We start from the raw sequence: 21,889 nt of genomic DNA, 5'->3' as shown, positions 1-21,889 counted from the left end.
CCGGCGGGTGCATGGCGATGCCCGCCGGGTGGTGCGCTTCGCCCGCCACAATCTGATGGACGCCGACTTGCCGGATGGGGTGCCGGCCGGTGGCTTCGATCTCGTGTCCTGCCGCAACGTCATGATCTATTTCGACGACGACAGCCGCGAACGGGCGCTCTCCCTGCTGACCGCGGCAGTGGCGCCGGGCGGCTGGCTGGTTCTCGGCACCACCGACCGGCTGCCGGACGACTGCGGCCGGGGCCACGGCTTCGAACGCCATCGCGGCGACCGCGCGCTCGCTTACCGGCGGGGAGGGGGGGCGGCATGACGACCTGCGGCTATCTCACCTTCGACATCGCCGGCACGCCCTTCGCCGTCGCCGCCGATCGGGTGGAGGAGGTGGCGGAGCCGACCGGCATCACCCGGCTGCCCTTCGCCCCGCCGCAGGTGGAGGGGCTGGCGAATGTCGCCGGCCGCATCCTGCCGGTGCTGGACGTCACCGGCTACCCGTCGCTGCGGCTGGCCTGGGGCGGCGGACGGCGCGGCGGACTGCTGATCGTGCTGCGCGCCGGAACCGGCGTGCTGGCACTCCGCGCCGGCCGCATCGGCGGCACGCTGACGGCGGCGCGGGTGGAGCTGTGCGCGGCGGAGCCGGAGGATTGCGGAACACCGGTGGCCGGCCGGCTGCGCCATGGCGACCGGTCCCTGCGGTTGCTCGATCCCGATCTGATGCGGCTGGGGCGCGGCGGGGCGCTCGCCATTTCCGGGCTGGCGGAGGCCGATGCGCTGTCGGGCGGTGCAGCGGAGCCGCCCGACCCGTCGCGCGAGCGCGCCAGCATCCGCCTGCTGATGGTGGAGGTCGCCGGCCAACCCCATGCTCTGGAGATGGCCGATCTGCTGCTGGTCTTCCCCGTCGGCGACCTGCATCCGCTGCCCCATGCGCCGGCGTTGGTCCGGGGGGTGGCACGGGTGCAGAAGCGGTCGATCCTGGTCACCGATCCGTTCGGTGCCGGTGCCGGCGCCGGTATCGGGGATCGGCCCGGCGGCTACGCCGTCGTCCTGCGGACGCGGCGGGGGCCGGTGGGCGTCCGGGTGGACGGGGTGCGGGGCGTGGTGCGCGTGCCGCTGGACCGCCTGCGCGCGGGCGAGGCCGGGGCGGCGGCCCGGATCTTGGATTACGATGGACTCTGGCTCGACGTGAGGAGCGTGGCGCGCATGCTGGGCGATCAACTCGACGACATCGGCCGCTTCGTACCCGAGGGTAGCGATCCCGACGACGATCTGGCGGAAAGCCGCCTGCCGCGCCGCTTCTACCGCCGCTTCCTCACCCTGGTGGTGGAGGCCCGCATCTATGCGCTGGAGTTCGAGAAGGTCCGCCGCGTGGTGGAGGTGTCCGACCGGCTGCGTTTGCCGCAGGGCGCCGAAAGCTTCGACGGGCTGACCGATGTTGACGGCCGCATCCTCCCGGTTCTCGATCTCCGCCGGCTGCTGGCGCGGGCGCCGGTCGGCGCGCCTCCTGCCACGCCCGGCATCGCCGTTCTGGTGGAGATCGACGGCGGGACCGTGGCGGTGATCGCCGACGAGATCCAACGCATCCGCAAGATCGACAGCGAGGATGTCGACCCGCTGTCCGACCGCCTGACCGCCGCGGTGATCCGCCTGGACAATGCCCTGATCCCGGTTCTGCGGCCCGAGGGGTTGACCGCCGCCGCGGCTGCCGGCACCAGGGTGCTGCCCATCGGAGACGCCCGGAGCGAGGTTGCCGCGCCATGACCGACCCGCGCATCCGCCTGCTGGTGGTGGACGACAGCAATTTCGTCCGCATCGCGCTGCGCAAGATGCTGGAGCCGGCGCCCGACATCGAGATCGTCGGCGAGGCGCGCAACGGTGCCGAGGCCTTGCGCCTGTCGCGGAAGCTGAAGCCGCATGTGGTGGCCATGGACCTGAACATGCCGGTCATGGACGGAATCGAATCGGTTCAGGCCATCGCCGCGGAGAAGGGCCCGCCCTGCATCATGGTTTCCAACGAAACGTCGGAGGGGGCGGCCGCCACCATCCGGGCGCTGGAAACCGGGGCGGTGGATTTCATCTGCAAGAACAGCTCCTTCATCACCTTCGACATGGCGTCCATCGAACGCCAGCTGACCGAGAAGGTGCGCCACTGGGGCCGCTGGCGCATGGCGCTGACGGGGGAGCGGGCCGCCGATTCCGCTCCGGCTTCCGTGGCCGAGCCCGCACCCGAACCGCCTCCGTCTCCGCGTCCGTCCGTCCGCGGGCACCGCCCCGACCTCGTCGTCGTCGGCGTGTCCACCGGCGGGCCGGTGGCGCTGGCGGAGTTGCTGGGCGCGCTCGGACCGCTGCCCTGTCCGCTGGTGGTGGCGCAGCACATGCCGGCCAGCTTCACCGCCGGTTTCGCCGCGTCGCTCGCCCGGTCGCTCGGCCGGCCGGTGGGGGAGGGGGCCGACGGTGAGACGCTCGACCCCGCGGCCGTCACCATCCTGCGCGGCGGCGGCGACTGGACCGTGCGCCGCAGCACCTCCGGCCGCTTCACCCTGCATGCCGCCGACCCGGCCGGCGCCATCTACCACCCCTCGGCCGACCGGCTCTTCCGCAGCGCCGCGGAAGCGGCGGAGTCGCCGGTCGCCGTCGTCCTGACCGGCATGGGCGACGACGGCAGCAACGGTGCGACGGCCTTCGCGGAACGCCGCTTTCCCGTTCTGGTCCAGGATCCGGCGACCTGCGCGGTCGACGGCATGCCAAGGGCGGCAATCCGTGCCGGTATCGCCACGGAGGTGTTGCCGGTTACGTCAATCGCCCGCAAGCTGAACGCTCTCTTCACACTCTCCTGACAATCGGGAAGACCCCGGAAGCCGACAGGCGCTGCAAACATAGGAAGTTTTTACTCATGGCGAAGCCGACGATCCTGCTGGTCGATGACTCGGTGCTGATGCGCACCATCATCGGCGACATCGTGCGCGCTGACGACGAGCTGTCCCTCGTCGGTGCGGCCGAAAACGGCAAGGTGGCTCTGGAGATGGTCAAGAGCCTGAAGCCCGACATCGTCCTGCTCGACATCGAAATGCCGGAGATGTCGGGTCTGGAGGTGATGGAGCATCTGTCGCTGATGTCGCGCGCCAAGGTGATCATCATCTCCTCCGTCGCGCAGGTCGGCTCGCCCGAAGCGAACGAGGCCCGCGCCCTGGGTGCGGTGGAGATCATCGCCAAGCCGTCCGGCACCATGAGCCTCGACCTTGCCCACAAGAAGGGCCACGACATCGTCGCCGCCATCCGCCGCGCCGCCGGCTTGCCCCCGCCCGTGAAGCCCTGAGTCTCCGGTTCGGCGCCTTCTTTTGTGAGCGGTGACCCATGACCAGCGAACTGATCGAGACCCTGTGGCGACAGTTCGGCGTCGAGGCCGGCGAACATTTCGACCTGCTGGAAAAGCTGCTGTCCGCCGGCCCCGGCGACGGGCCGGAGGCGGAACGGATCGCTGCCCTGTTCCGCTCCTTCCATTCGCTGAAGGGGGCCGCCCGCGCCATGGACCTCTTCGCGATGGAGGCAGTGGCGCACCGGGCGGAAACCATCCTCGGCCGTGTGCGCGGCGGTGCGCTGGCGCTGACGGAGGAGGTCGCCGCCCCGCTGCTGGAGGCTCTGGACGCGCTGCGCGGGCTTGCCGAGGCCGGCATGCGCGACCGCCGCGACGGGCAGGCGCCGGCCGACCTGCTGGCGCGGCTCGACGCGCTGGGCGGGGAGGGGCCCGCCGCCAAGCCCGTTCCCGCCCCGCCGCCGCCCCCGCCGGTGCGTCTGCACGAGAACGAGCGGATGCTCGGCCTGTTCGTCGGGCTGCTGCATGACGGGATGGCGACGCTGACCCGCGCGCTCGACCTAGACAGCCTGGACGAGGAGGGACTCCGCAGTGTCGACGACACAGCCGACCGGCTGGAGCTGGCCTGCGAGCGGCTGAACTTCCTGCCCTTCGCCGACACGCTGCGCCGGTTCCGCGAGGCGCTGGCCGCCCGTGATGCCGACGCCATCCTGCGCGAGCTTCAGGCCGTCGCCACCGCCAGCGCCCGCATCGGGCGACTGACCGGCAAAGATGCCGGTGCGGCGATCCTGGCGACCCTGCTGGCCGACCACAACGCCCAGATCCTTGCCCAGGGCGGCGCCCGTGCCGATGCGCTGCTGGCCGATCCGTCGGTGCTGGCCGATGCGTCCGTTGCCGCCGAACTTGCCGGGCTGCTCGACCGTATGGCGGCGACGCTGGACATCGTCCGGCTGCCGCGCGGCTCCGCCCTGCTGCGGGTGCTGGCCGATGTGATGCGCCGTACACCCGCCGCCGACCATGCCGACCGGCCGATCCTGATGGCCGACGCCCGCACCATGATCGCCGATCTGGCGGCGCGGGCAGCGTGCGATCCGGCCGGGGATTTGGACGCGGACGGGGTGGCTGCGCTGGAAGGCCGCCTGCGCACCTTCGTCGATGCCGTCTCGGCCGAGCGGGAGGCGGGCGAGGCGCGCCGTCCGCTGAACGCCGACGATCTTTCGGCCCTTGGGCTCGATCCCGGCCTGCTGCGCTTCCTGTCGCCCGACAGCACCGCCGACCTGCGCGCCGCCATCGCCGATCCGGAGATGCGGCTTTACGAGGTCACCGCCTTTCTGGAAACCTCGCCGGAGGTCGCGTCCGGCTTCGTCCAGTGGATGGGCAGCAAGGTGCGCGCCATCACCAACTGGCCGGAGTTCATCGACGGCAAGACCTGGCTGCGTGTGCTGATCGCCTCCCCGCAGGAGCTTCCCGCCCTGGCGGACGCCCTGGCCGGCATCGACCCCGGCGGCGGCTTTCTGCGCATCCGCGCCTGCGCGCCGTCCGATCCGGCCGGGGATGGCGGGGAGCCGGTCACACCTGACCTGCCGGTCCCTGCCGATGCGCGGACCCTGCCTGCGGTGCAGTCCGCCGGTGCACCGGTGACGACCGCTGCCCCGCAGCCTGCCGCCCTATCCGCCCGCCCGGCGGCCCCCGCCGCTGGTGGCGTGCTGCGCGTGCCCGGCGAGGTGATCGACCGCTTCATGGCCCGCATCGACGGCATGGTCCTGCTGTCCGGCGACCTCAACGCCACGGCCAACGACCTGCGGCTGGAGTCGGCGCTCGCCGCCTTGACCGAGCGGCTGGGTGCCGGCGATCCCGACCTGCGTCTCCTGCGTGAGGCTGTCGAGCATCACCGCCGCGACCTGCTGGACCTCGACGCCCAGCTCAGCCGCTCCGTCGACCGGCTGCGCGAGGCGGCGCTGGACCTGCGCGTCGTTCCCATCGAGACCCTGTTCAACCAGTTTCCCCGCGTCGTGCGCGAACTGGCGCGGGGACAGGGCAAGTCGGTCCGCCTCGCCACCGAGGGCGGCGAGGTCCGCATCGACAAGAGCATGGTCGAGATGCTCTACGACCCGCTTATGCACATGGTGCGCAACGCCATCGACCACGGCATCGAGCCTGCCGCCGACCGCGAGGCGTTGGGCAAGCCGGCACAGGCCACGCTGTCGCTGCGCGCCATCCAGCGCAACAGCCGCGTCGTGGTCGAGGTCGTCGACGATGGCCGCGGCATCGCGACGGAGGCGGTGCGTGCCAAGGCGGTGCGCCAGGGCCTGATCGGCGAGGAGGACAGCCTGCACCTGTCGCCCGATGCGGTGCGGGAATTCATCTTCGCCCCCGGTTTCTCCACCGCCGACACGGTGACCGAGACATCCGGCCGTGGTGTCGGCATGGATGTGGTGCGCAATGCCATCACCCGGCTGGGCGGCAGCATCGCCATCCGCACGCGGGACGGGGCGGGCACCGCCTTCGCCATCGACCTGCCGCTGTCGGCGGCGATCCTGCGCACCCTGCTGGTCCAGGTCGACGATCAGGTGCTGGCGATCCCCGACCGCTTCGTCGAGGAGGTCTGCGGCTTCACCGCCGACGATTTCCACCGCGTCTCCGGCTGCTGGACCGTCATGCGCCGCAAGCGGGTACTGCCGGTGGTCCGCCTCGCCGATGCGCTGGGCTTTCCCGCCGAGGGGGAGTGGCCGCTCTGCGGCCCCGGCCAGCGCCTCGTCGTCGTTCTGCGCCAGGGCGGCCGCCGCATCGGGCTGGAGATCGACAGGCTCCTGCGCCGCGGCGACCTGTTCGTCCGCGAAAGCCATCCCGGCCTCGCCGAGGTGCCCGGTGTCGGCGGCGTCTCCCTGCTGAACGACGGCCGCATCGTCATTATCCTGGACGGCGACGAACTCTATCGCCTCGCCGCGCTGGCCCAGCGGCGGGAGGCCGATGCGCCGGCCTGATGCACCCGTTCGGCTTGGCCGGTTCATGAAGGGAAATTCATGGTTGAGTCAGGTTGGGGACAGGGCGGACGGGCTAATGTCCTTCTTGTGACGCGGTCGGGCCAGCCCCCCTGAAACACCGGCCCGTCACAATTGAGCGTCTTCTTATCTGGTGTCTCTTCCCGATGGTTCCCTGCCATCGGACCCGACCGTCCGGTTCTCCCGTTTGCCTCCGGACGGTACCTATCGGCGGAGCGCGTCCAAGCCAATTTCCTGGCCGACGTTGCCCCCCACCATAGGCCCCCTGGCCTTGGGTGCGCTCCGCCGTCCCTTCTTTTCCCCGCCTTTTCCCCAATGCCGTTCAGCAGCCTTGACGCAGGAAGGCCCACCCGGCTTTCTGGTGGCCGTCGAAGGCTTTTCCGGTAGCGACCCGCCCGTGCGTCCCGCCATCCTGTTTCCGCTGTTCAAACCGGTCACGGCACTTCCCGGCCTCGGCCCCCGGCTGGGCAAGCTGGTGGAGAAGCTGGCCGGCGCCCATGTGGTCGACCTGCTGTGGCATCTGCCCTGCGGCGTGGTCGACCGCCGCTTCTCGCCGACGATCGCGCAGGCGCCGCATGGGCGCATCGCCACCCTGACCGTGCGCATCGATTCGCACGCGCCGCCGGTGAACCCGCGCCATCCCTACAAGATCCGCTGCACCGACGAGACCGGCGTGCTGGAGCTGGTCTACTTCCATATCCGCGGCGACTGGCTGTCGAAGCAGATCCCCGCCGGCACCACCATGGTGGTATCCGGCAAGGTGGAGTGGTTCAACGACACCGCCCAGATCACCCACCCCGACGCCGTCGTCCCGGTCGACGCCAAGGAAGATCTGGAACTGGTCGAGCCGGTCTATCCGATGACCGCCGGCCTGCCGGCCAAGACCTTGCGCAAGGCGGTGCGCGCGGCGCTGAACGATGTCCCGCCGCTCGACGAATGGCAGGATCCGGCATGGCTGGCCCGCCGCCAGTGGCCGAGCTGGGCCGAGGCGCTGAAGCGCGCCCACACGCCGGAGGATGAGGGCGACCTCGCCGCCACGGCCCCCATCCGCTGTCGCCTCGCCTATGACGAACTGCTGGCGAACCAGCTCGCCCTGATGCTGGTGCGCGCCAGCCAGCGCCGGCTGGCCGGGCGGGCGACCCAGGGCGACGGCAGCCTGCGCCGCGCCGCGCTCGCGGCGCTGCCCTTCTCCCTGACCGGTTCGCAGGCCGGGTCGCTGGAGGAGATCTATGCCGACATGGCCGCCGAGCGGCGGATGCTGCGGCTTCTCCAGGGCGATGTCGGCAGCGGCAAGACCGTAGTCGCGCTGATGGCGATGCTGAACGCGGTGGAGACCGGCGCCCAGGCCGCGCTGATGGCGCCCACGGAAATCCTCGCCCGTCAGCATGCCGAGAGCCTGGCGCCGCTGTGCAGGGCGGCCGGCGTCGAGATCGGGCTGCTGACCGGGCGCGACAAGGGCAAGGCACGCCAGGCTGTGCTCGACCGGCTGGCCTCCGGCGAACTGCCGCTGCTGGTCGGCACCCATGCCCTGTTCCAGGAGGATGTCGCCTTCAAGGATCTGGCGCTGGCGGTGATCGACGAGCAGCACCGATTCGGCGTCCATCAGCGCCTTCAGCTGTCGGCCAAGGGGCGGGCGGTCGATGTGCTGGTGATGACCGCCACCCCGATCCCGCGCACTCTGACCCTGACCGCCTATGGCGACATGGACGTGTCGCGCCTGACCGAGAAGCCGGCGGGCCGCAAGCCGGTGCAGACCGTCACCATCGCGCTGGACCGGCTGGAGGAGGTCGTCCACGGCATCCAGCGCAAGGTGGCGGAGGGGGCGCGGGTCTATTGGGTTTGCCCGCTGGTCGACGAATCGGAGCAGAGCGACCTCGCCGCCGCGACCGAGCGCCATGCCTTCCTGCGCGCTACCTTCGGCGACCGTGTCGGGCTCGTCCATGGCAAGATGCGGGGGCCCGACAAGGACGCGGTGATGGCCGCCTTCGCCGAAGGCAGCCTGGACGTTCTGGTCGCCACCACGGTGATCGAGGTGGGCGTGAATGTGCCGGAAGCGACGGTGATGGTGATCGAGCATGCCGAACGCTTCGGCCTCGCCCAGCTTCACCAGCTGCGTGGCCGGGTCGGCCGTGGCGAGAAGCCGTCGAGCTGCCTGCTGATGTTCGAGTCGAACCTGACGGAAACAGCGCGGGCGCGGCTGAAGACCCTGCGCGACACCGAGGACGGCTTCGTCATCGCCGAGGAGGACTTGCGCCTGCGTGGTGCCGGCGAGGTTCTGGGCACCCGCCAATCGGGCCTGCCGGGCTTCCGGATGGCCGACCTCGCGGTGCATGGCGACCTGCTGGCGGTGGCGCGCGACGATGCCCGGCTGGTGGTGGAGCGCGACCCCGACCTCGCCAGCCCGCGCGGGCAGGCGCTGCGGACCCTGCTCTACCTCTTCGAACGCGATGCGGCGGCCAAGACCTTGCGGTCGGGCTGATCGCCGTCCAGATCCTCATCGTCGGGATCGGCCGGTATTTCCACCAGGGTGGGGCGGCGGTCGGGCGGGACGACGATGCCGCCAGACATCACCAGCTTCAGCCCATCCTCGACGGTCATGTTCAGCACGGTCACCTCGCGCCGCGGCACCATCGCCAGATAGCCGGCGGTGGGCGGCGCGCAGGGGATGAAGACGTTGACGATGTCGTCGGCTTCGCCGGCCAGCTTCACCTGCACCTCGGGGTGGGCGCTGCCGGTGATGAAGCCCAGCGACCACACGCCGGGGCGCGGATACTGGATCGCCACCACCTCGCGGAAGGCGTTCGACTTCTTGGCCAGCACCGTCTCGAAGATCTGCTTCACCCCGCCATAGACGGAGCGGACGACCGGCATGCGTCCGACCACCCCCTCGCCGACACCGAGCACCAGCCGGCCGACATAGCCGGCGGCGAAGGCGCCGATCAGGGTGACGGCGATGATCACCACCAGAACGCCGATGCCGGGGATCGAGAAGGGCAGGTAGTTTTCCGGATTGTAGACGCTGGGGATCAACGGTCGGATATAGCCGTCGATCAGCGACACGAACCACCATGCGATATAGACGGTGATGGCGATGGGGGCCGTCACCAGGATGCCGGCCAGGAAATAGGCCCGCAGCCGTCCCATCAACCCGATGCCCTCGCGGCGGTGCCGCGCCGGCTCCCCCATCTGGCCTTTCGCCGGGGGCTTGCCCTGGGACTTCGGGTCGGCCTTCACCTCGGCCTTCGGTTCAGTCTGATCTCCGCTCACGCCTGCCCATCCGCCCATCGTCCATCCGCGCCATAGTGGGGCAAGCGCCGTCCGCTCTCAACTGCCGCGTAAGGGAACGCGGGAATTGGGAAAAGCGTCAGCCGACCAGCGAGCTCGCGATCACGGACAGCAGCGTGACGGCCCCGGCGATGGCGGCGCCGTCGACATGGTTGGGGAAGGCGCGCCAGAACTCGTCCTTCGAGACCGGTTCCGGTGCGTCGTATTCGTCCATCGACAGGCCGGCGGCGAGGCTGCCGCAGGTGTGGTCGGCGATGGCGCCCGACAGATGCGCCATGGCGACGGCGAGATAGCAGAACTTCACGAAATCCAGCAGGAAGCCCAGCGTGCTGCTCGCCTCGCCCAGCGGGCTGGCGGTGAAGCCGGTGGCGGCGACCGTGCTCGCCATGGCGATGGCCGCCGCGAAGGGGATCAGGGCGACCGACAGCAGCCGTTGGCGGTCGATGCGGCGGGCGGTGGGCACGGGGAACAGGGTCGGCATGGTCGGCGCTCCGGGCAACGATGGGTTCGGTAAATGGAAAATTCGGCGAGGCGTCACCCCCTTCTGCGCGCTTGGCGTTAACGGAGGGTTGACACCGGCCAATAGTCACAGCGCCTTCCACCTTTGCGCAGGTCACGCTATCCTTCGGGGCAACATACAGTCCGGGGCGAAGCCGGAATCTTCCGCGCCAAAGACCGACATGACGAAACCAGAATGACCAAGCCCGACAGCCCGGCCGATGGGCTGGCCGAGGCATCCGCCGCCGGCCTGGACCGCATCGCGCTGCTTCGACCGCTGTCCGCCGACCAGCGCGCCGCGGTGGCGCGCCAATGCCGCTGGCGCCGCTTCGCTCCCGACGAGCAGCTGATCGACCATTGGGCCGAGACCCGCGACGTCGCCTTCCTGGTCGAAGGGCGGGTGCGGGTGCTTAGCCATTCGGCCGGTGGGCGCGAAATCAGCTTCAACGACATCGAGGCGGGGGAACTGGTGGGGGAGATGTCGGCGCTGGACGGCCGTCCGCGGTCGGCGTCGGTGGTGGCGCTGGGGGAAGGCGCCTTGGTCGCCTTCCTGCCGACCAAGCCTTTCCAGGCTTTGGTGACCGCCCATCCGGAACTGGCGATGGCGACGATGCTGCGGCTGTGCGACAAGCTGCGCGGCGCCACCGACCGCATCATGGAACTGTCGACGCTCGGCGCCAACAACCGCGTCCATGCCGAACTGCTGCGCCTTGCCAAGCGTGGCTCACGCCAGGGTGCCTCGGCGATCATCGCGCCGATTCCCGTCCATTCCGACATCGCCGCCCGCGTCAGCACCACGCGTGAAACCGTCGCCCGCGTTCTGAGCGACCTGACCCGCGACGGGCTGCTGGAACGCCGTCCCGACGCGCTGGTTGTGCGCGACCTGTCACGGCTGGAAATGCTGGTCGAGGATGTCCGCGGCGGCGCCTGAGAGCGCGGGCAGGGAAACGGACTCTGAGAACGGACCCTGAAAAAGAAAAGGCCGCGGCAGCCCGTATGGTCGGGCCGTGCCGCGGTCGCCTTTCAAACCCTCAAGACTTTTTTGCTTTTTTGTACCGCGATCAGCGGTGCAGAGACCGGACCAAGATCGCCACCGGGGTGGCCAGGGCCCATTCGGTCAGGAACGCGGCAACCGGACGCAGGAGGATCGCCGCGGGCGTGGCCTCGAACCAGTCGGCGGCGAAATCGCGGACCGAATGCTGGGACTGGGCGTCGCCATGGATGCCATGATCGCCATGATGAAGGCTGAGGATGCTCATGATCGTCTCCGTCGGCTGAAAATGTCGGAAGGGGTGGCGGGGTGTCAGCGCTTCAGCAGGCCGAGCAGGTAGCCGGCCGGGGTGGCGGCAACCCATTCCTGCAGGAAGGCGCCGACCGGACGCAGGACCAGATAGGCCGGGGTGGCTTCAAACCAGGCCACCGGGAATTCGGCGACGGCATGCAGGGCATCGGTCGAAGCGTGGTGTTCGGTGCCGGGCTGGAAAGTGGTGGTGGTCATCGTTGTCTCCATCGGGCTGTTGAGGAGACTATATACTGGTATACCCAATGCCAAATACGCGGCCTTTGCATTGCTGGATGCTGCAAAAATTACAGCTATACAGAGGTTTCCTTTGGCAAATCGTCATTATACAAACCAATCAGCATTACGAACTATCAACCCACGGCGACGCCTTCCGGACTGTTCGCCCGCATCCCTAGGATGTTCGGCCGACCAACCAACATCTTGACAGTGCTGCCGGAAAAAACGACTTCAGGGGGATGGTTCAGTACATCGGCCCCGATCCGCTCCGCAGTCTCTACGACGCCGTCCAGACGATGCGGCGCGAACCGTCTGCCATTCCCGAGACTTCCCGCACCGGAAAGCTGCTGGCCCAAGGCCGCGCCCGCATGGCGCGCAAGGTGGGAGAGGAAGCGATCGAGGTGGCGATCGAGGCGATGCGCGGCGACCGCGGCGCGCTGGTGATGGAGGCGGCGGACCTGCTGTACAATCTGGTGGTCCTGCTGGCCGACCTCGATGTCGCCCCCGACGAGATCCTGGCGGAACTGCGGCGGCGCGAGCTGGCCTACGGCATAGCCGAGAAGCTGCCGAAATCGGACGACCCCATCAATGGTGTCGCCGCCGGCCATGACAGGCCGCTTTCCCCCAAATCCAATACGGACAAATCCAGTTCGGACAAGTCCAATTCCGACAAGTCCAATCAGGCCAAACGCTGCAAGCGTTAGGCGGGGTCCGCCTCCCGCGGGAAGACCAGATCGAACCGCGTGCCCACTCCCCTGGCGAAATGGTATTCGCCGCGGATTTGCCGGCTGAAGGCCCGGATCAGATCCATGCCCATCGACCGCCGTCCGGGCGGGGCGGCATCCTCCGGTTCCGGCGCGCCGGTGCCGTCATCCTCGATGGTCAGGTGCAGCGATCCGTCTTCCGCCGTCACCGCGATGTCGATGGTGCCGGAGCAGCGGCCCGTGAAGGCATGCTTGTAGGCGTTCGACACCACCTCGTTCAGGATCAGGGCGAAGGGCACCACGCGGTTCAGGTCGAGGCTGACGGGCTCGACCCGGTGCCTGATGACGATGGTCCGGCCGGGGCGGCTGTGGAAGCTGTTGAGGTGCCCGGCCAGCGCCTCGACGAAATTGTCGAGCCGGACCGCCGACACGCCGGTGGAGCGGTAGATCTGCTCGTGGATCAGACCCATCGTGTTGATGCGCGTCAGGGCTTCGCTGAATGGCGCTTCCAGTTCGGGCGACCGTTGCGCCTGCAACTCCAGCAGGCTGAGAATGACCTGCAGGTTGTTCTTCACCCGGTGATGAATGTCGCGCAGCAGCACTTCCTTGTCGGCAAGCGCCTGATCGAGATGGCGGGTGCGCTCGGCGATGCGGCCCTCCAGCGCCTCGTTGGCGCGGCGCAGCGCCACCTGCGCATTGGCGGCCTGCCGCGACCGGTGCAACGCGATGCCGCCCAGCAGGCCCAGCAGGCCGAGCGCCGGGAAAGCCGTCAGGACATAGGGCAGCACCCGGTCGAGCCAGGCGGCCTCGATGGAGGCGACATCGGTGCCATAGACCACGTAGACGGGCAGGTCGGGCACCTTGCGGCGGGCCAACAACCGCTCCACCCCGTCGGAGGGGGTGACCGCGCGGAAGATGCCGTTCCTGTCGGGGGTGGAGATCAGCTCCGGGAAGCGTCCGATGGCGGCGCTGTCCTCCGGCGCGATCATCGGATTGCGGACCAGCACCTCGCCATCCTCGCGCATCAGCAGGATCACATCGCGGGACCCATGCAGGACCGAACGGTAGAAGTCGGTGAAATAGCTGGGAAGCAGCGAGATCTGCGCCACACCCTGGAACCGGTGGCCGGGCAGCTCCATCCGCCGGCTCAGGGTGAAGACGACCTCCGGCACGATCTTGCCGTTCAGCCGCGGGCCGATGTGAAGCATCGTGCCGGGATTCAGATGGGCGCGGAAATATTCGCGGTCTCCCGCGTTCAGCGGGCGCATCGGCCATTCGTAGCTGCTGGCGCGCACCCGCCCGGTCTCGTCGGTGATCCAATAGGACTGGACCTCCGGCGATTGCGCGGCCATCGCCTTCAGCCGCTCGAACAGCAGGGGAGTGCCGTCGATCCGGTCCCAGCCCAGATCGTCCACCATCCATTCCATGTGCGACAGGGTGGAGGCATGGATGCCCAGCGTCCTGGCCGCATGTTCCTCAAGAACGCGGGCGATGGCGATGCTGCGGTTCTCCGCCTCGGAGATCACCTGGTTGCGATACTGGTAGGCCGAAAACACCAGAAGGGCGCCGGTGAGGAGGAGCGACACCGCCAGCAATGCGCCCACAGCCAGGGACGCCGCCTTGCGCCCGCCCCGTTCCGCAACCCGGCTTCCCGCGGCATGTGAGTCCTGTTCGAGGCCGGCAGGGGTCATCGGGGCGAGGTGGTCCTTCCACAAAAGGGGATGGCCTTACAGGAGATGGCCTTAGAGGAGATGGGCTGGGCGCGAGAATAGCTCAACCGTTGCATTCCGTCATCCAACAACCATGTCGGGTTAAGAGTGGATACTATTTCCCCGAATGGTGGGCCTCGTCCAGCCTTCCGCCAGATCGGGTAGCCGTCCGGCATTCACGCCCTGGGGCTTCTGCCGGCGGAGCATCCCCGCAGCATGGACAAAGGAATCCTCCATCCTCTCTCCTAGTGGGCAACCATCCCGTGATCAGTGTCGCACCCGCTCCGTCTTTTGCACAGCTTCCGTTGTGTGTCTGGGTAATGAACTCTTGCAAAACATTGACGAACTGACACAGCGCTGTTCGCTCATATGCGACAAATTGAAACGAATGTTGTCGATTCATCCGATCTGACTTGGAACAGGCACCGGACGGTGGTTCCATTGTGCTGCGGTGAGGGCGGTCATGCGCAGTGGTGTGGGGGCGGCGGATGATGGGGATGGTCGGTGGGCTGGACGACGAGCTGCTGTTCGGCCCGGAAGACAGCGCCGTAACGGTGGCGACGCCCCAGCGGCCCTCCGGGCTGCCCTGGCCCGTTCTGGTGGTGGACGACGATCCCCAGGTCCATGCCATGACCGCGGTTCTGCTGCGCGACTTCGATTTCGACGGGCGCCCGTTCGAGGTGGTGAGCGCGCTGTCGGCGGAGGAGGCGAAGGCGGTCCTCGCCCGGCGGCCGGACCTGCCCATTGCCCTGCTCGACGTGGTGATGGAGACGGAGGATGCCGGCCTGAAACTGGTCCGCCACATCCGGGAGGAACTGGGCAACCACCGCATGCGCATCATCCTGCGCACAGGCCAGCCGGGACAGGCGCCGGAACGCGACGTCATCGTCGGCTATGACATCAACGATTACAAAGCCAAGAGCGAACTGACCGCCCAGCGTCTTTTCACCACCCTGGTCAGCGCGTTGCGCGCCTGGCGCGACATCGTGACGATCGAGCGCAACAGGCAGGGGCTGGAACGGATCCTCAGCGCATCGGCCCCGCTGTTCGAGATGCGGCCGATGCGCAGCTTCGTCCAACGGCTGGCGGAGCAGATCGCCCGCGTCGTCGATCACGGCGCCGCGCCGGCGGTGCTGGCCTGCCGGCCGGTTGCGCGTGCCGACGGCGGCCTGACCGACGAAATCGTCGCCGGGCTGGGTCCGTTCGCCGGCAGCATCGGCATGCCGGTGGGCGACGTCCTGACTGCCACCGCCGCCGCGGAGGTGGCAACTGCGCTCGCCACCCAGTCCAACCTCTACAGTGACGACCATTGCGTCCTGGTTTTCCGCACGCGCGAGCATGGCGTGACTGTCTTCCGGCTGGAACGGACGGAGCCCTATGTCGCCGACGAGCACCGCCTGCTGGAGCTGTTCTGCAACCGCGTCGCCATCGGGTTCGACAATGTCTGCCTGTATGAGGAGCTGATGGCGCTGAACCGCTCGCTGGAACAGCGGGTGGAGGATCGCACGCTGGAACTGGCCGCCAACCAGAAGGCGCTGATCCTGGCGAAGGAGCGGGTGGAACGGGCGCTGGAGCGCGAACTGCTGGCGCGCGACCAGCAGCGCCAGTTCCTGGGCATGGTCAGCCACGAATTCCGCACGCCGCTCGCCATCATCGACAGCGCCGCCCAACTGCTGGCGATGCGGGCCGGGCAGGTGGAGCCGGAGATGCTGGAACGGCTGGCGGTGATCCGCGGCAGCGTGCAGCGCCTGACCGGCCTGATCGACTCCCATCTGACCGACGAGCGGCTGCAGAGCAACGCCCTTGTCGTGGAGCGGGCCGAAATCGATCTGCCGGACCTGATCCGCACCGTCGTCCAGCCTTTCCGCGTCGCCTACCCCGACCGCGAGTTCCGGCTGACCTTGGACCGCTTGCCGCCGCGGGCGGAGATCGACGCCAACCTGATCGGTCTGGTGATCAGCAATCTGGTCAACAACGCCCTCAAATATTCCGGACCGGGTGGGCCGATCCTCCTCAGCGGCGACACCGACGGCGCCATGGCGGTGATCGAGGTGACGGACCATGGCCGCGGCATTCCAGAGGTGGAGCTTCCGCGCCTGTTCGACCGCTTCTTCCGCGGGACCGGCGCCTCCGGAGTGCCGGGCACCGGCATCGGGCTGCACACCGTCCAGCAGATCGCCCTGCTGCATGGCGGCGCGGTCGCCGTCGACAGTGTGCCGGGGAAGGGCTCGACCTTCCGGATCGTGGTGCCGGTGTGATGCAACGCGTTGGCGCGCCTGCTTCCATGTCGCCTCTCCGAAAGTCTGTGGCCCTTTGTCATAGGAGGTGACATAGTCGGGCGGAACCCCGGTATCCGTGGAACCTCAGGCCACAGCCATGCTTGCCCAGCAATATGCGTCGATTAAGCGCGATCTCGACGACAAGGGGATCGTGTTCTCTTTCAGCGGTTATTTGTCGGAGGGGATACTTTATTCCCTGGGTGAGGCTCTGCGCGAGAAGATGGCCTTGGAAGCGGCCGACGGACCCACCATCCGCCGTGTCTTCTCCGTCTTCGTCGAGCAGATGCAGAACATCATCCGCTACTCGGCGGAGAAGGTGTCCGGCACCGCCGGCCGCGCGGTGGAACTCAGCGCCGGAATGGTCACCATCGGCATGGAGCGCGGCAAGGTCTTCATCGTCTGCGGCAACACCGTGCGCAACAGCGAAGTGCCCCGTCTGAAGGAACGGCTCGACCATCTGAAGAGCCTGGATCGCGACGGCATCAAGACCTACTACCGCGAGCAGCTTCGCGAGGAGCCGGACGACGGCAGCCGCGGCGCCACGCTGGGATTGATCGAGATCGCCCGGCGGGCCAGCGATCCCATCGATTACGATTTCAACGCGATGGACGCTGACCGCAGCTTCTTCTGCCTCAAGGTCAGCGTATGAACGTCCGGGCCGAGCACCACGCGATGGACTGCCTGACCATTCCCGCCACCGGACGGACGCCGGGCGTGTCGTTCGATTTCGTCAGCGGCCATCTGCGGATGACCGGCGAGTCCTATCCCGACGATGTCGCGGCGTTCTTCGGCCCGGTGTTCGAGGCGCTGCGCGGCTTTCTCGGCGATCCAGATGGCGGTCCCATCCGCTTCGACATGGAGCTTCTTTACTTCAACAGCTCCAGTGCCAAGGCGCTGATGAACATTTTCCAGATGCTCGAGACGGTGGCCAAGGGCGGGCGGCCGGTGACGCTGACATGGTGCGTCGAGGAGAGTGACGAGTCCATGCGCGAACTGGGCGAGGATTTCGCGGAGGATTTGCGGCACGTCGTCTTCCAGATGCGGGAGATGCCCGCCGGCGGCCCGCCATGAGCTTCAATCTCTTCGCCGCGGAGGAGGAGGCCCTCGCCAAGGCCCGCGCTCTGGAAACGAGGCTGGGCACGCTGGCGCCGGACTGCCTGCCCGAATTCCGCGACCTGATCGCCGCCTTTGAACTCAGCACGCGGGAGCAGCAGCGGCTTGTGCGGGTCAGCGACCGGTTGCAGGCGCAATTGAGCGACGCCATCCACGAGTTGGATCGCCAGCGCAGCGAGGCGGAGGCGGCACTCGATCACCTGCGCGAGGCGCAGGAGGCGATGGTCCAGTCGGAGAAGCTGGCGTCGCTCGGCGCGCTGGTCGCCGGCGTCGCCCATGAGATCAACACGCCGGTCGGCATCGCCGTGTCCTGCGCCTCGCATCTGGCCGACGCCACCCAGGCGATGCGCCGGCGCGCAGACGACGGGACCTTGGGCAAGGCGGAGTTCGCCCGCTACCTCGCGACGGCGGTCGACACCACCGATCTGATCCTCGGCAATTGCGAAAGGGCGTCTCAGTTGATCGCCGGCTTCAAGCAGGTGGCGGTGGACCGCGCCAGCGCGGTCCGGCGAACCGTCAATCTCGCCGCCTATATCCAAGACACGCTGGTCAGCCTTCAGCCCAAGTTCCGGCCATCGGGCCATGCGGTGGCGGTCTATTGCCCCGCCGACCTGGAACTGGACAGCTATCCCGGCGTGCTGTCGCAGATTTTGTCGAATCTGGTGATGAATGCGCTGACCCATGCCTTCGTCGACGGGCAGGCAGGGGGGATGGCGATCACGGTGGATTGTCCGGACGCCGACACCGTCCGCATGTGCTTCGCCGACAATGGCCGCGGCATGAGCGAGGAGCACAGCGCCCGGGTGTTCGAGCCCTTCTTCACCACCAGGCGCGGTCGCGGCGGCAGCGGGCTTGGGCTCCACATCGTCCACAATCTGGTGGTCGGTGTTCTGATGGGCTCGATCACGGTGTTAAGCGCGCCCGACCTGGGCACCAGTTTCACCCTGCAGTTCCCACGCCGGACACCCGACCGCGACCTGCCGGTCGAGGCTCTGACGATGTAGAACCGGGACTCAGCCCTGGCCCGTCCCGACCACCCGGATCGGGGCGGAGAACACGTAACCGACGCCATGCACCGACTTCAGCGGCGCAGGACCGCCGATGGCGCCCTCCACCTTGTGGCGCAGGCGGCCGACAACGGTGTCGATGGAGCGGTCTTCCGGGTTCCAGCGGCGATTGTACAAGGCCTGCGAGATCTGGTCGCGGGTCGCCGGCTTGCGTGCCTGGGCGGCGAGCAGGCTGGTCAGCTTCATCTCCATGCTGGTCAGGCTGATGCGGATGCCGGCGGGGTTGGTCAGGCTCCATTCCGTCGGGTCCAGCGACCAGCGCGCCTCGTCCGCCCCGTCGCCGGCGGCCTCGCCGGACGCCACGCCGTTGGCGGACTGGGCGGCCGACTCCGCGGCGCGCTCGCTCAGCCGCCGCAGCAGCGACTTCACCTGCGCTTCCAGTTCGCGAAGCTCGACCGGCTTCACCAGATAGGCGTCGGCGCCGATCTCCAGCCCGACGATGCGGTCGACCGTCGAACTGCGGGCGGTGACCATGATGATGCCGGCGCCATGATGGTCGCGCAGCCGGGCGGCGATCTTGAACCCGTCCTCGTCGGGCAGATTGACATCCAGGATGACGATGGCGGCGGTGCGGGTCTGCAACAGCCGGTCCAGTTCCGTCCCGTCCCGTGCGCCGATGGCATCGAATCCGCAGCTCGACAGATACTCCACCATGTCGGACCGCAAAGAATTCTCATCTTCGACCACGACGATCGTCGGACCGGCCATGCCGTGTTCTCCCTATCACCACTCCAGCGGGTGCAACATACCCCGGAATGCCTAAATTTTAAAACAAACTTGAGAGGTAGCCGCTGCTCCCGCTGCTCCCGCTGCGTGTGCGTCACAACCCGTCACAATATATGACATGTCTGTAACAGATACGCACAATCGGTCCAGGACTTTTACGCCGCCCGGCGGCCGGACCCTGTGCTGGAGACGGCGACTGCGTCCGTCAGCCGCACGCGGAAACCGAACAGGGTGATGTCGTCACGCTGTTCGCGGCCGCACTGGAACCGGTCGAGCGAGCTTTCCACATCGGTCTTCAGACGGTCGAGTGGCGTGTGGGCGCCTTGGCTCAACAGCTCGTGCAGCCTGATTCGGCCGAAGCTGCGTCCTCGTTCCCCGCCATTCTGGTCGACCAGCCCGTCGGTGCTCATCAGGAAGGTCTGGCCGGGCCGCAGGGCAACGCTGTGGTTGGTAAAGGGCGACTCGGCGCCACCGCCGACCGGCTTTCTGCCGGTCGCGTGAAATGCGCTCGGACGATAGCCCAGGCTGCGGCGGTTGCCTCGCAGTTCCGTCACGCCGCAGTCCACCCCGCCGTCCACCCTGCCGTCCACGCCGCCCTCGGCAACGACCAGCAGCGGGATACGGGCGCCGGCAAAGACCAGTTTGCCCGCGGCCGGCCGGATGTGGCACAGCCCCAGGTCGAGGCCGTTGTCGAAGCAGTCGGCTCCGCCGCGCGCTTCCTCCTCCTGGTGCAGGGCGGCGCGGACCTTGCGGTCGACGGCGGCAAGCACCGCGGCCGGGTCCGCTGCGCCAACCTGGTCCAGCACATTGTTGAGGATCGCGCTGGCGGTCATGGTCATGAAGGCGCCGGGGACGCCATGGCCGGTGCAGTCGGCCACCGCGACCACGAATCCGTCCTCGACCTCGCGGCAGAGATAGAAGTCGCCGCTGACCACGTCGCGCGGGCGCCACAGAACGAAATGTTCGGTCAAGCCGGCCGACAGCGTGCCGGCTGACGGCAGGATGGCCGACTGGATCAACTGGGCGTAGTTGATGCTGTCCATGATGGCGCGGTTGGTGGCGGCCAGCGCCTCCGTCCGATCGCGGACCCGGCTTTCCAGGGTGCTGGTGTGATCCTGCACCGTCGCCGCCATCCGGTTGAAGCCATCGGCAAGCACACCGATCTCGTCGCTCCGCCCGGCATCCATGCGGGCGCCGTACTCTCCGCGCGCCATGGCGCCGGCCAACTGCGTCAGGCGGCGCAGCGGACGCAGAACCATCCGGTTCAGCGTCAGCCCCAGCGCCGCCATCGCCCCCAGCAGCGACAGCAGAAGCAGCCCGGCGACCGGGATCAGCGCATCCAGCGTGGCTTGCCGCACCTCGGCCGTCGAATAGGCGATGCTGAGATGCCCGACCGTCTGCACCCGCCCTTCACGCCCGTGCAGAAGGATGGGGCGTTCGACGGTGACGATGCCGTCGGTATCCTCGGTCTTTCCTGTGGTTTTTCCGACCACGGTCCGTGCCAGCGGTTGCTCCCGGTCCGTCTCGAAGACGGAAATGGAGAGGATCGCCGGATCGCGGGCGGTCAGCGCCTCGATCATGCGCTGGGCGCTGCGGTTGTCCATTTCCCAGACGAAGCCGCTGAGCGCGTCGGCCTGGGTGGCGGCGACCAGCTCGGCCCGCCGCAGCAGATCCTGATGGCGCTGTCCTTCGACGATCTGCGCCGACAGCAGCATCGCGATGGTGCCGATGCTTGCCGTCGTCAGCAGGATGGCCCCGGCCACCCGCGCAAGCAGGGAGGATCGCCGGTTCAAGACAGGATTCCGCTGCGCCGCCAGAGGGTTTCCAGGCGCCCGTCCGCCTCCAGACGGTCGAGCAGCCCATTGAGCCAGCCGGTGGTGAGCGCCGCGCCGTGCCGGATCAGGATGGTGTGCTCGTAAATCTGATCGGTGCGGTCGGAGACCAGGATCTGCCGGGCCAGATCCGGTTCGCGCTGCAGGAAACGGGTCAGGAAGGATCGGGTGACGATGGCCAGGTCGGCCCGCCCGGCGACGACGCTGCGGACATTGCCCTCATGCGTCACCGTGACGCGGGTGCGATAGCGCTGCTCCAGCCGCTTGGGGTCGGCATCGAAGTCGGCGAAGGCATAGTGATAGCCGAGCCGTCCGAGAATCGTCTTCCCGTTCAGATCGTCGAAATAATGCTGGTCGATCCCCGGCGCCGCCCTGGCGATGAACACCTCCGCGTCGCGCAGAAAGGGGCGGGTGGCGTCGACCGGACGGTCCTGCCAGCCCCAATTGCGGCACTCGAAGGCGATCATGTCGAACCGCCCCTGTTCCAGATCCTCGTAACGGCGCTGCGGGGCGGTCCTGACCGTCTCGAACCGGAATTCACCCTGCGCGCCGTTCAGCAGTTCCAGAAAGTCGCGGGTGATGCCGCCGCCGGTTTCGTCGACATAGGGCGGGAACTCATAGGCGCCGACCTGGACGACCGTGGCCGCCGCGTGTGCCGGGGCCGGCCGAAACCCGAGGAGCGGAAAGCTGCAGAGAAAGGGCAAGGCGGTTCCAAGAACCGTCCGGCGGGATATCGGCCCCGACATTGCGCCCCTCTCGTGCTACCTCGAACAGAACAGGGCTAGTCTACCCCGGTATGCACTCACCCCGCAATGCGGGACATTTCCTTATCAAGTCCGGGCAGATAT

20 protein-coding genes are annotated in these 21,889 nt (G+C 68.2%); 12 read left to right on the top strand and 8 right to left on the bottom strand.

All coding sequences use genetic code 11. From position 1 onward, the window contains the following. The 6 genes from TSH64_RS19375 to recG form a co-directional block, all read left to right on the top strand. Positions 1–310, top strand: a 310-nt coding sequence (locus TSH64_RS19375; protein WP_282188110.1) for a CheR family methyltransferase, incomplete at its 5' end; no start/stop codon positions are given. Beyond that, a complete protein-coding gene (locus TSH64_RS19370) occupies positions 307–1,755 on the top strand; it encodes a chemotaxis protein CheW (protein WP_109447439.1) in 1,449 nt (482 codons plus the stop codon). The genes TSH64_RS19375 and TSH64_RS19370, both read left to right, overlap by 4 nt. Further along, positions 1,752–2,831, top strand: coding sequence for a chemotaxis-specific protein-glutamate methyltransferase CheB (gene cheB, locus TSH64_RS19365; RefSeq protein ID WP_109447437.1), 1,080 nt, complete (start codon positions 1,752–1,754; stop codon positions 2,829–2,831). Before TSH64_RS19370 ends, cheB begins: the two co-directional genes overlap by 4 nt. A gap of 56 nt (positions 2,832–2,887) precedes the next feature. After that, on the top strand, positions 2,888–3,310 hold the full coding sequence (locus TSH64_RS19360; protein WP_098740016.1) for a response regulator: 423 nt from the start codon (positions 2,888–2,890) through the stop codon (positions 3,308–3,310). Positions 3,311–3,348: 38 nt separating this feature from the next. Further along, positions 3,349–6,291, top strand: coding sequence for an ATP-binding protein (locus TSH64_RS19355; protein WP_109447435.1), 2,943 nt, complete (start codon positions 3,349–3,351; stop codon positions 6,289–6,291). Between the two features lie 415 nt (positions 6,292–6,706). Then, on the top strand, positions 6,707–8,788 hold the full coding sequence (gene recG, locus TSH64_RS19350; RefSeq protein WP_109452826.1) for an ATP-dependent DNA helicase RecG: 2,082 nt from the start codon (positions 6,707–6,709) through the stop codon (positions 8,786–8,788). Here the strand turns inward: recG and TSH64_RS19345 are convergent. Together TSH64_RS19345 and TSH64_RS19340 are read right to left on the bottom strand one after the other, a co-directional pair. Continuing rightward, entirely contained in the window at positions 8,740–9,576 is an 837-nt protein-coding gene (locus TSH64_RS19345; RefSeq protein WP_109447433.1) for a DUF502 domain-containing protein, read from the bottom strand. The two genes, recG and TSH64_RS19345, sit on opposite strands and share 49 nt — an antisense overlap. Before the next feature lie 97 nt (positions 9,577–9,673). Further along, on the bottom strand, positions 9,674–10,075 hold the full coding sequence (locus tag TSH64_RS19340) for a hypothetical protein (RefSeq protein WP_109447431.1): 402 nt from the start codon (positions 10,073–10,075) through the stop codon (positions 9,674–9,676). 213 nt (positions 10,076–10,288) lie between these two features. Here TSH64_RS19340 and TSH64_RS19335 point away from each other — a divergent pair, with 213 nt between their 5' ends. Then, positions 10,289–11,023, top strand: a complete 735-nt coding sequence (locus tag TSH64_RS19335) for a Crp/Fnr family transcriptional regulator (protein ID WP_109447429.1) — start codon at positions 10,289–10,291, stop codon at positions 11,021–11,023. A gap of 130 nt (positions 11,024–11,153) precedes the next feature. Here TSH64_RS19335 and TSH64_RS19330 read toward each other — a convergent pair whose 3' ends face one another. Next, positions 11,154–11,351 carry a hypothetical protein gene (locus tag TSH64_RS19330; RefSeq protein ID WP_109447427.1) on the bottom strand — a complete coding sequence of 66 codons (198 nt, stop codon included), beginning with the start codon at positions 11,349–11,351 and terminating at the stop codon, positions 11,154–11,156. A gap of 44 nt (positions 11,352–11,395) precedes the next feature. Next, the gene (locus tag TSH64_RS19325) at positions 11,396–11,590 is read right to left on the bottom strand and encodes a hypothetical protein (protein ID WP_247873041.1); all 195 of its coding nucleotides are present in this window, start codon (positions 11,588–11,590) and stop codon (positions 11,396–11,398) included. 260 nt (positions 11,591–11,850) lie between these two features. On the opposite strand from TSH64_RS19325, the gene hisE reads away from it, so the two are divergent. Beyond that, a complete protein-coding gene (gene hisE / locus TSH64_RS19320; protein ID WP_247873040.1) occupies positions 11,851–12,315 on the top strand; it encodes a phosphoribosyl-ATP diphosphatase in 465 nt (154 codons plus the stop codon). Here the strand turns inward: hisE and TSH64_RS19315 are convergent. Then, positions 12,312–14,006 carry a histidine kinase dimerization/phosphoacceptor domain -containing protein gene (locus tag TSH64_RS19315; RefSeq protein ID WP_109447423.1) on the bottom strand — a complete coding sequence of 565 codons (1,695 nt, stop codon included), beginning with the start codon at positions 14,004–14,006 and terminating at the stop codon, positions 12,312–12,314. The genes hisE and TSH64_RS19315 overlap by 4 nt on opposite strands. A gap of 506 nt (positions 14,007–14,512) precedes the next feature. On the opposite strand from TSH64_RS19315, the gene TSH64_RS19310 reads away from it, so the two are divergent. The 4 genes from TSH64_RS19310 to TSH64_RS19295 all read left to right on the top strand — a co-directional run bounded on the left by TSH64_RS19310 (position 14,513) and on the right by TSH64_RS19295 (position 18,420). Next, positions 14,513–16,282: a DUF3369 domain-containing protein gene (locus TSH64_RS19310; RefSeq protein WP_109447421.1), complete on the top strand. Its 1,770-nt coding sequence runs from the start codon at positions 14,513–14,515 to the stop codon at positions 16,280–16,282. Positions 16,283–16,400: 118 nt separating this feature from the next. Next, positions 16,401–16,952, top strand: a complete 552-nt coding sequence (locus TSH64_RS19305) for a SiaB family protein kinase (protein ID WP_109447419.1) — start codon at positions 16,401–16,403, stop codon at positions 16,950–16,952. Continuing rightward, entirely contained in the window at positions 16,949–17,374 is a 426-nt protein-coding gene (locus TSH64_RS19300) for a DUF1987 domain-containing protein (RefSeq protein ID WP_247873039.1), read from the top strand. Before TSH64_RS19305 ends, TSH64_RS19300 begins: the two co-directional genes overlap by 4 nt. Continuing rightward, positions 17,371–18,420, top strand: a complete 1,050-nt coding sequence (locus tag TSH64_RS19295) for a HAMP domain-containing sensor histidine kinase (RefSeq protein ID WP_109447417.1) — start codon at positions 17,371–17,373, stop codon at positions 18,418–18,420. The genes TSH64_RS19300 and TSH64_RS19295 overlap by 4 nt, the downstream gene beginning before the upstream one ends. Positions 18,421–18,429: 9 nt before the next feature. On the opposite strand, the gene TSH64_RS19290 is transcribed toward TSH64_RS19295, so the two are convergent. The 3 genes from TSH64_RS19290 to TSH64_RS19280 all read right to left on the bottom strand — a co-directional run bounded on the left by TSH64_RS19290 (position 18,430) and on the right by TSH64_RS19280 (position 21,745). Beyond that, on the bottom strand, positions 18,430–19,191 hold the full coding sequence (locus TSH64_RS19290) for a response regulator transcription factor (protein WP_109447415.1): 762 nt from the start codon (positions 19,189–19,191) through the stop codon (positions 18,430–18,432). A gap of 173 nt (positions 19,192–19,364) precedes the next feature. Continuing rightward, positions 19,365–21,002, bottom strand: coding sequence for a SpoIIE family protein phosphatase (locus tag TSH64_RS19285; RefSeq protein WP_109447413.1), 1,638 nt, complete (start codon positions 21,000–21,002; stop codon positions 19,365–19,367). Then, positions 20,999–21,745: an ABC transporter substrate-binding protein gene (locus tag TSH64_RS19280; protein ID WP_247873038.1), complete on the bottom strand. Its 747-nt coding sequence runs from the start codon at positions 21,743–21,745 to the stop codon at positions 20,999–21,001. Before TSH64_RS19280 ends, TSH64_RS19285 begins: the two co-directional genes overlap by 4 nt. Positions 21,746–21,889 lie beyond the last annotated feature (144 nt).

The organism is Azospirillum sp. TSH64, assembly GCF_003116035.1.
In the GTDB taxonomy this organism is placed as follows: Bacteria; Pseudomonadota; Alphaproteobacteria; order Azospirillales; family Azospirillaceae; genus Azospirillum.
This window is presented reverse-complemented; position numbering and strand designations above follow the sequence as displayed.

Bases quoted from the DNA above. Each gene is read 5' to 3' on its own strand.
- TSH64_RS19370 (WP_109447439.1), top strand. From the start codon at position 307: ATGACGACCTGCGGCTATCTCACCTTCGACATCGCCGGCACGCCCTTC.
- cheB (WP_109447437.1), top strand. From the start codon at position 1,752: ATGACCGACCCGCGCATCCGCCTGCTGGTGGTGGACGACAGCAATTTC.
- TSH64_RS19360 (WP_098740016.1), top strand. From the start codon at position 2,888: ATGGCGAAGCCGACGATCCTGCTGGTCGATGACTCGGTGCTGATGCGC.
- TSH64_RS19355 (WP_109447435.1), top strand. From the start codon at position 3,349: ATGACCAGCGAACTGATCGAGACCCTGTGGCGACAGTTCGGCGTCGAG.
- TSH64_RS19340 (WP_109447431.1), bottom strand. From the start codon at position 10,075: ATGCCGACCCTGTTCCCCGTGCCCACCGCCCGCCGCATCGACCGCCAA.
- TSH64_RS19335 (WP_109447429.1), top strand. From the start codon at position 10,289: ATGACCAAGCCCGACAGCCCGGCCGATGGGCTGGCCGAGGCATCCGCC.
- TSH64_RS19330 (WP_109447427.1), bottom strand. From the start codon at position 11,351: ATGAGCATCCTCAGCCTTCATCATGGCGATCATGGCATCCATGGCGAC.
- TSH64_RS19325 (WP_247873041.1), bottom strand. From the start codon at position 11,590: ATGACCACCACCACTTTCCAGCCCGGCACCGAACACCACGCTTCGACC.
- hisE (WP_247873040.1), top strand. From the start codon at position 11,851: ATGGTTCAGTACATCGGCCCCGATCCGCTCCGCAGTCTCTACGACGCC.
- TSH64_RS19315 (WP_109447423.1), bottom strand. From the start codon at position 14,006: ATGACCCCTGCCGGCCTCGAACAGGACTCACATGCCGCGGGAAGCCGG.
- TSH64_RS19310 (WP_109447421.1), top strand. From the start codon at position 14,513: ATGATGGGGATGGTCGGTGGGCTGGACGACGAGCTGCTGTTCGGCCCG.
- TSH64_RS19305 (WP_109447419.1), top strand. From the start codon at position 16,401: ATGCTTGCCCAGCAATATGCGTCGATTAAGCGCGATCTCGACGACAAG.
- TSH64_RS19300 (WP_247873039.1), top strand. From the start codon at position 16,949: ATGAACGTCCGGGCCGAGCACCACGCGATGGACTGCCTGACCATTCCC.
- TSH64_RS19295 (WP_109447417.1), top strand. From the start codon at position 17,371: ATGAGCTTCAATCTCTTCGCCGCGGAGGAGGAGGCCCTCGCCAAGGCC.
- TSH64_RS19290 (WP_109447415.1), bottom strand. From the start codon at position 19,191: ATGGCCGGTCCGACGATCGTCGTGGTCGAAGATGAGAATTCTTTGCGG.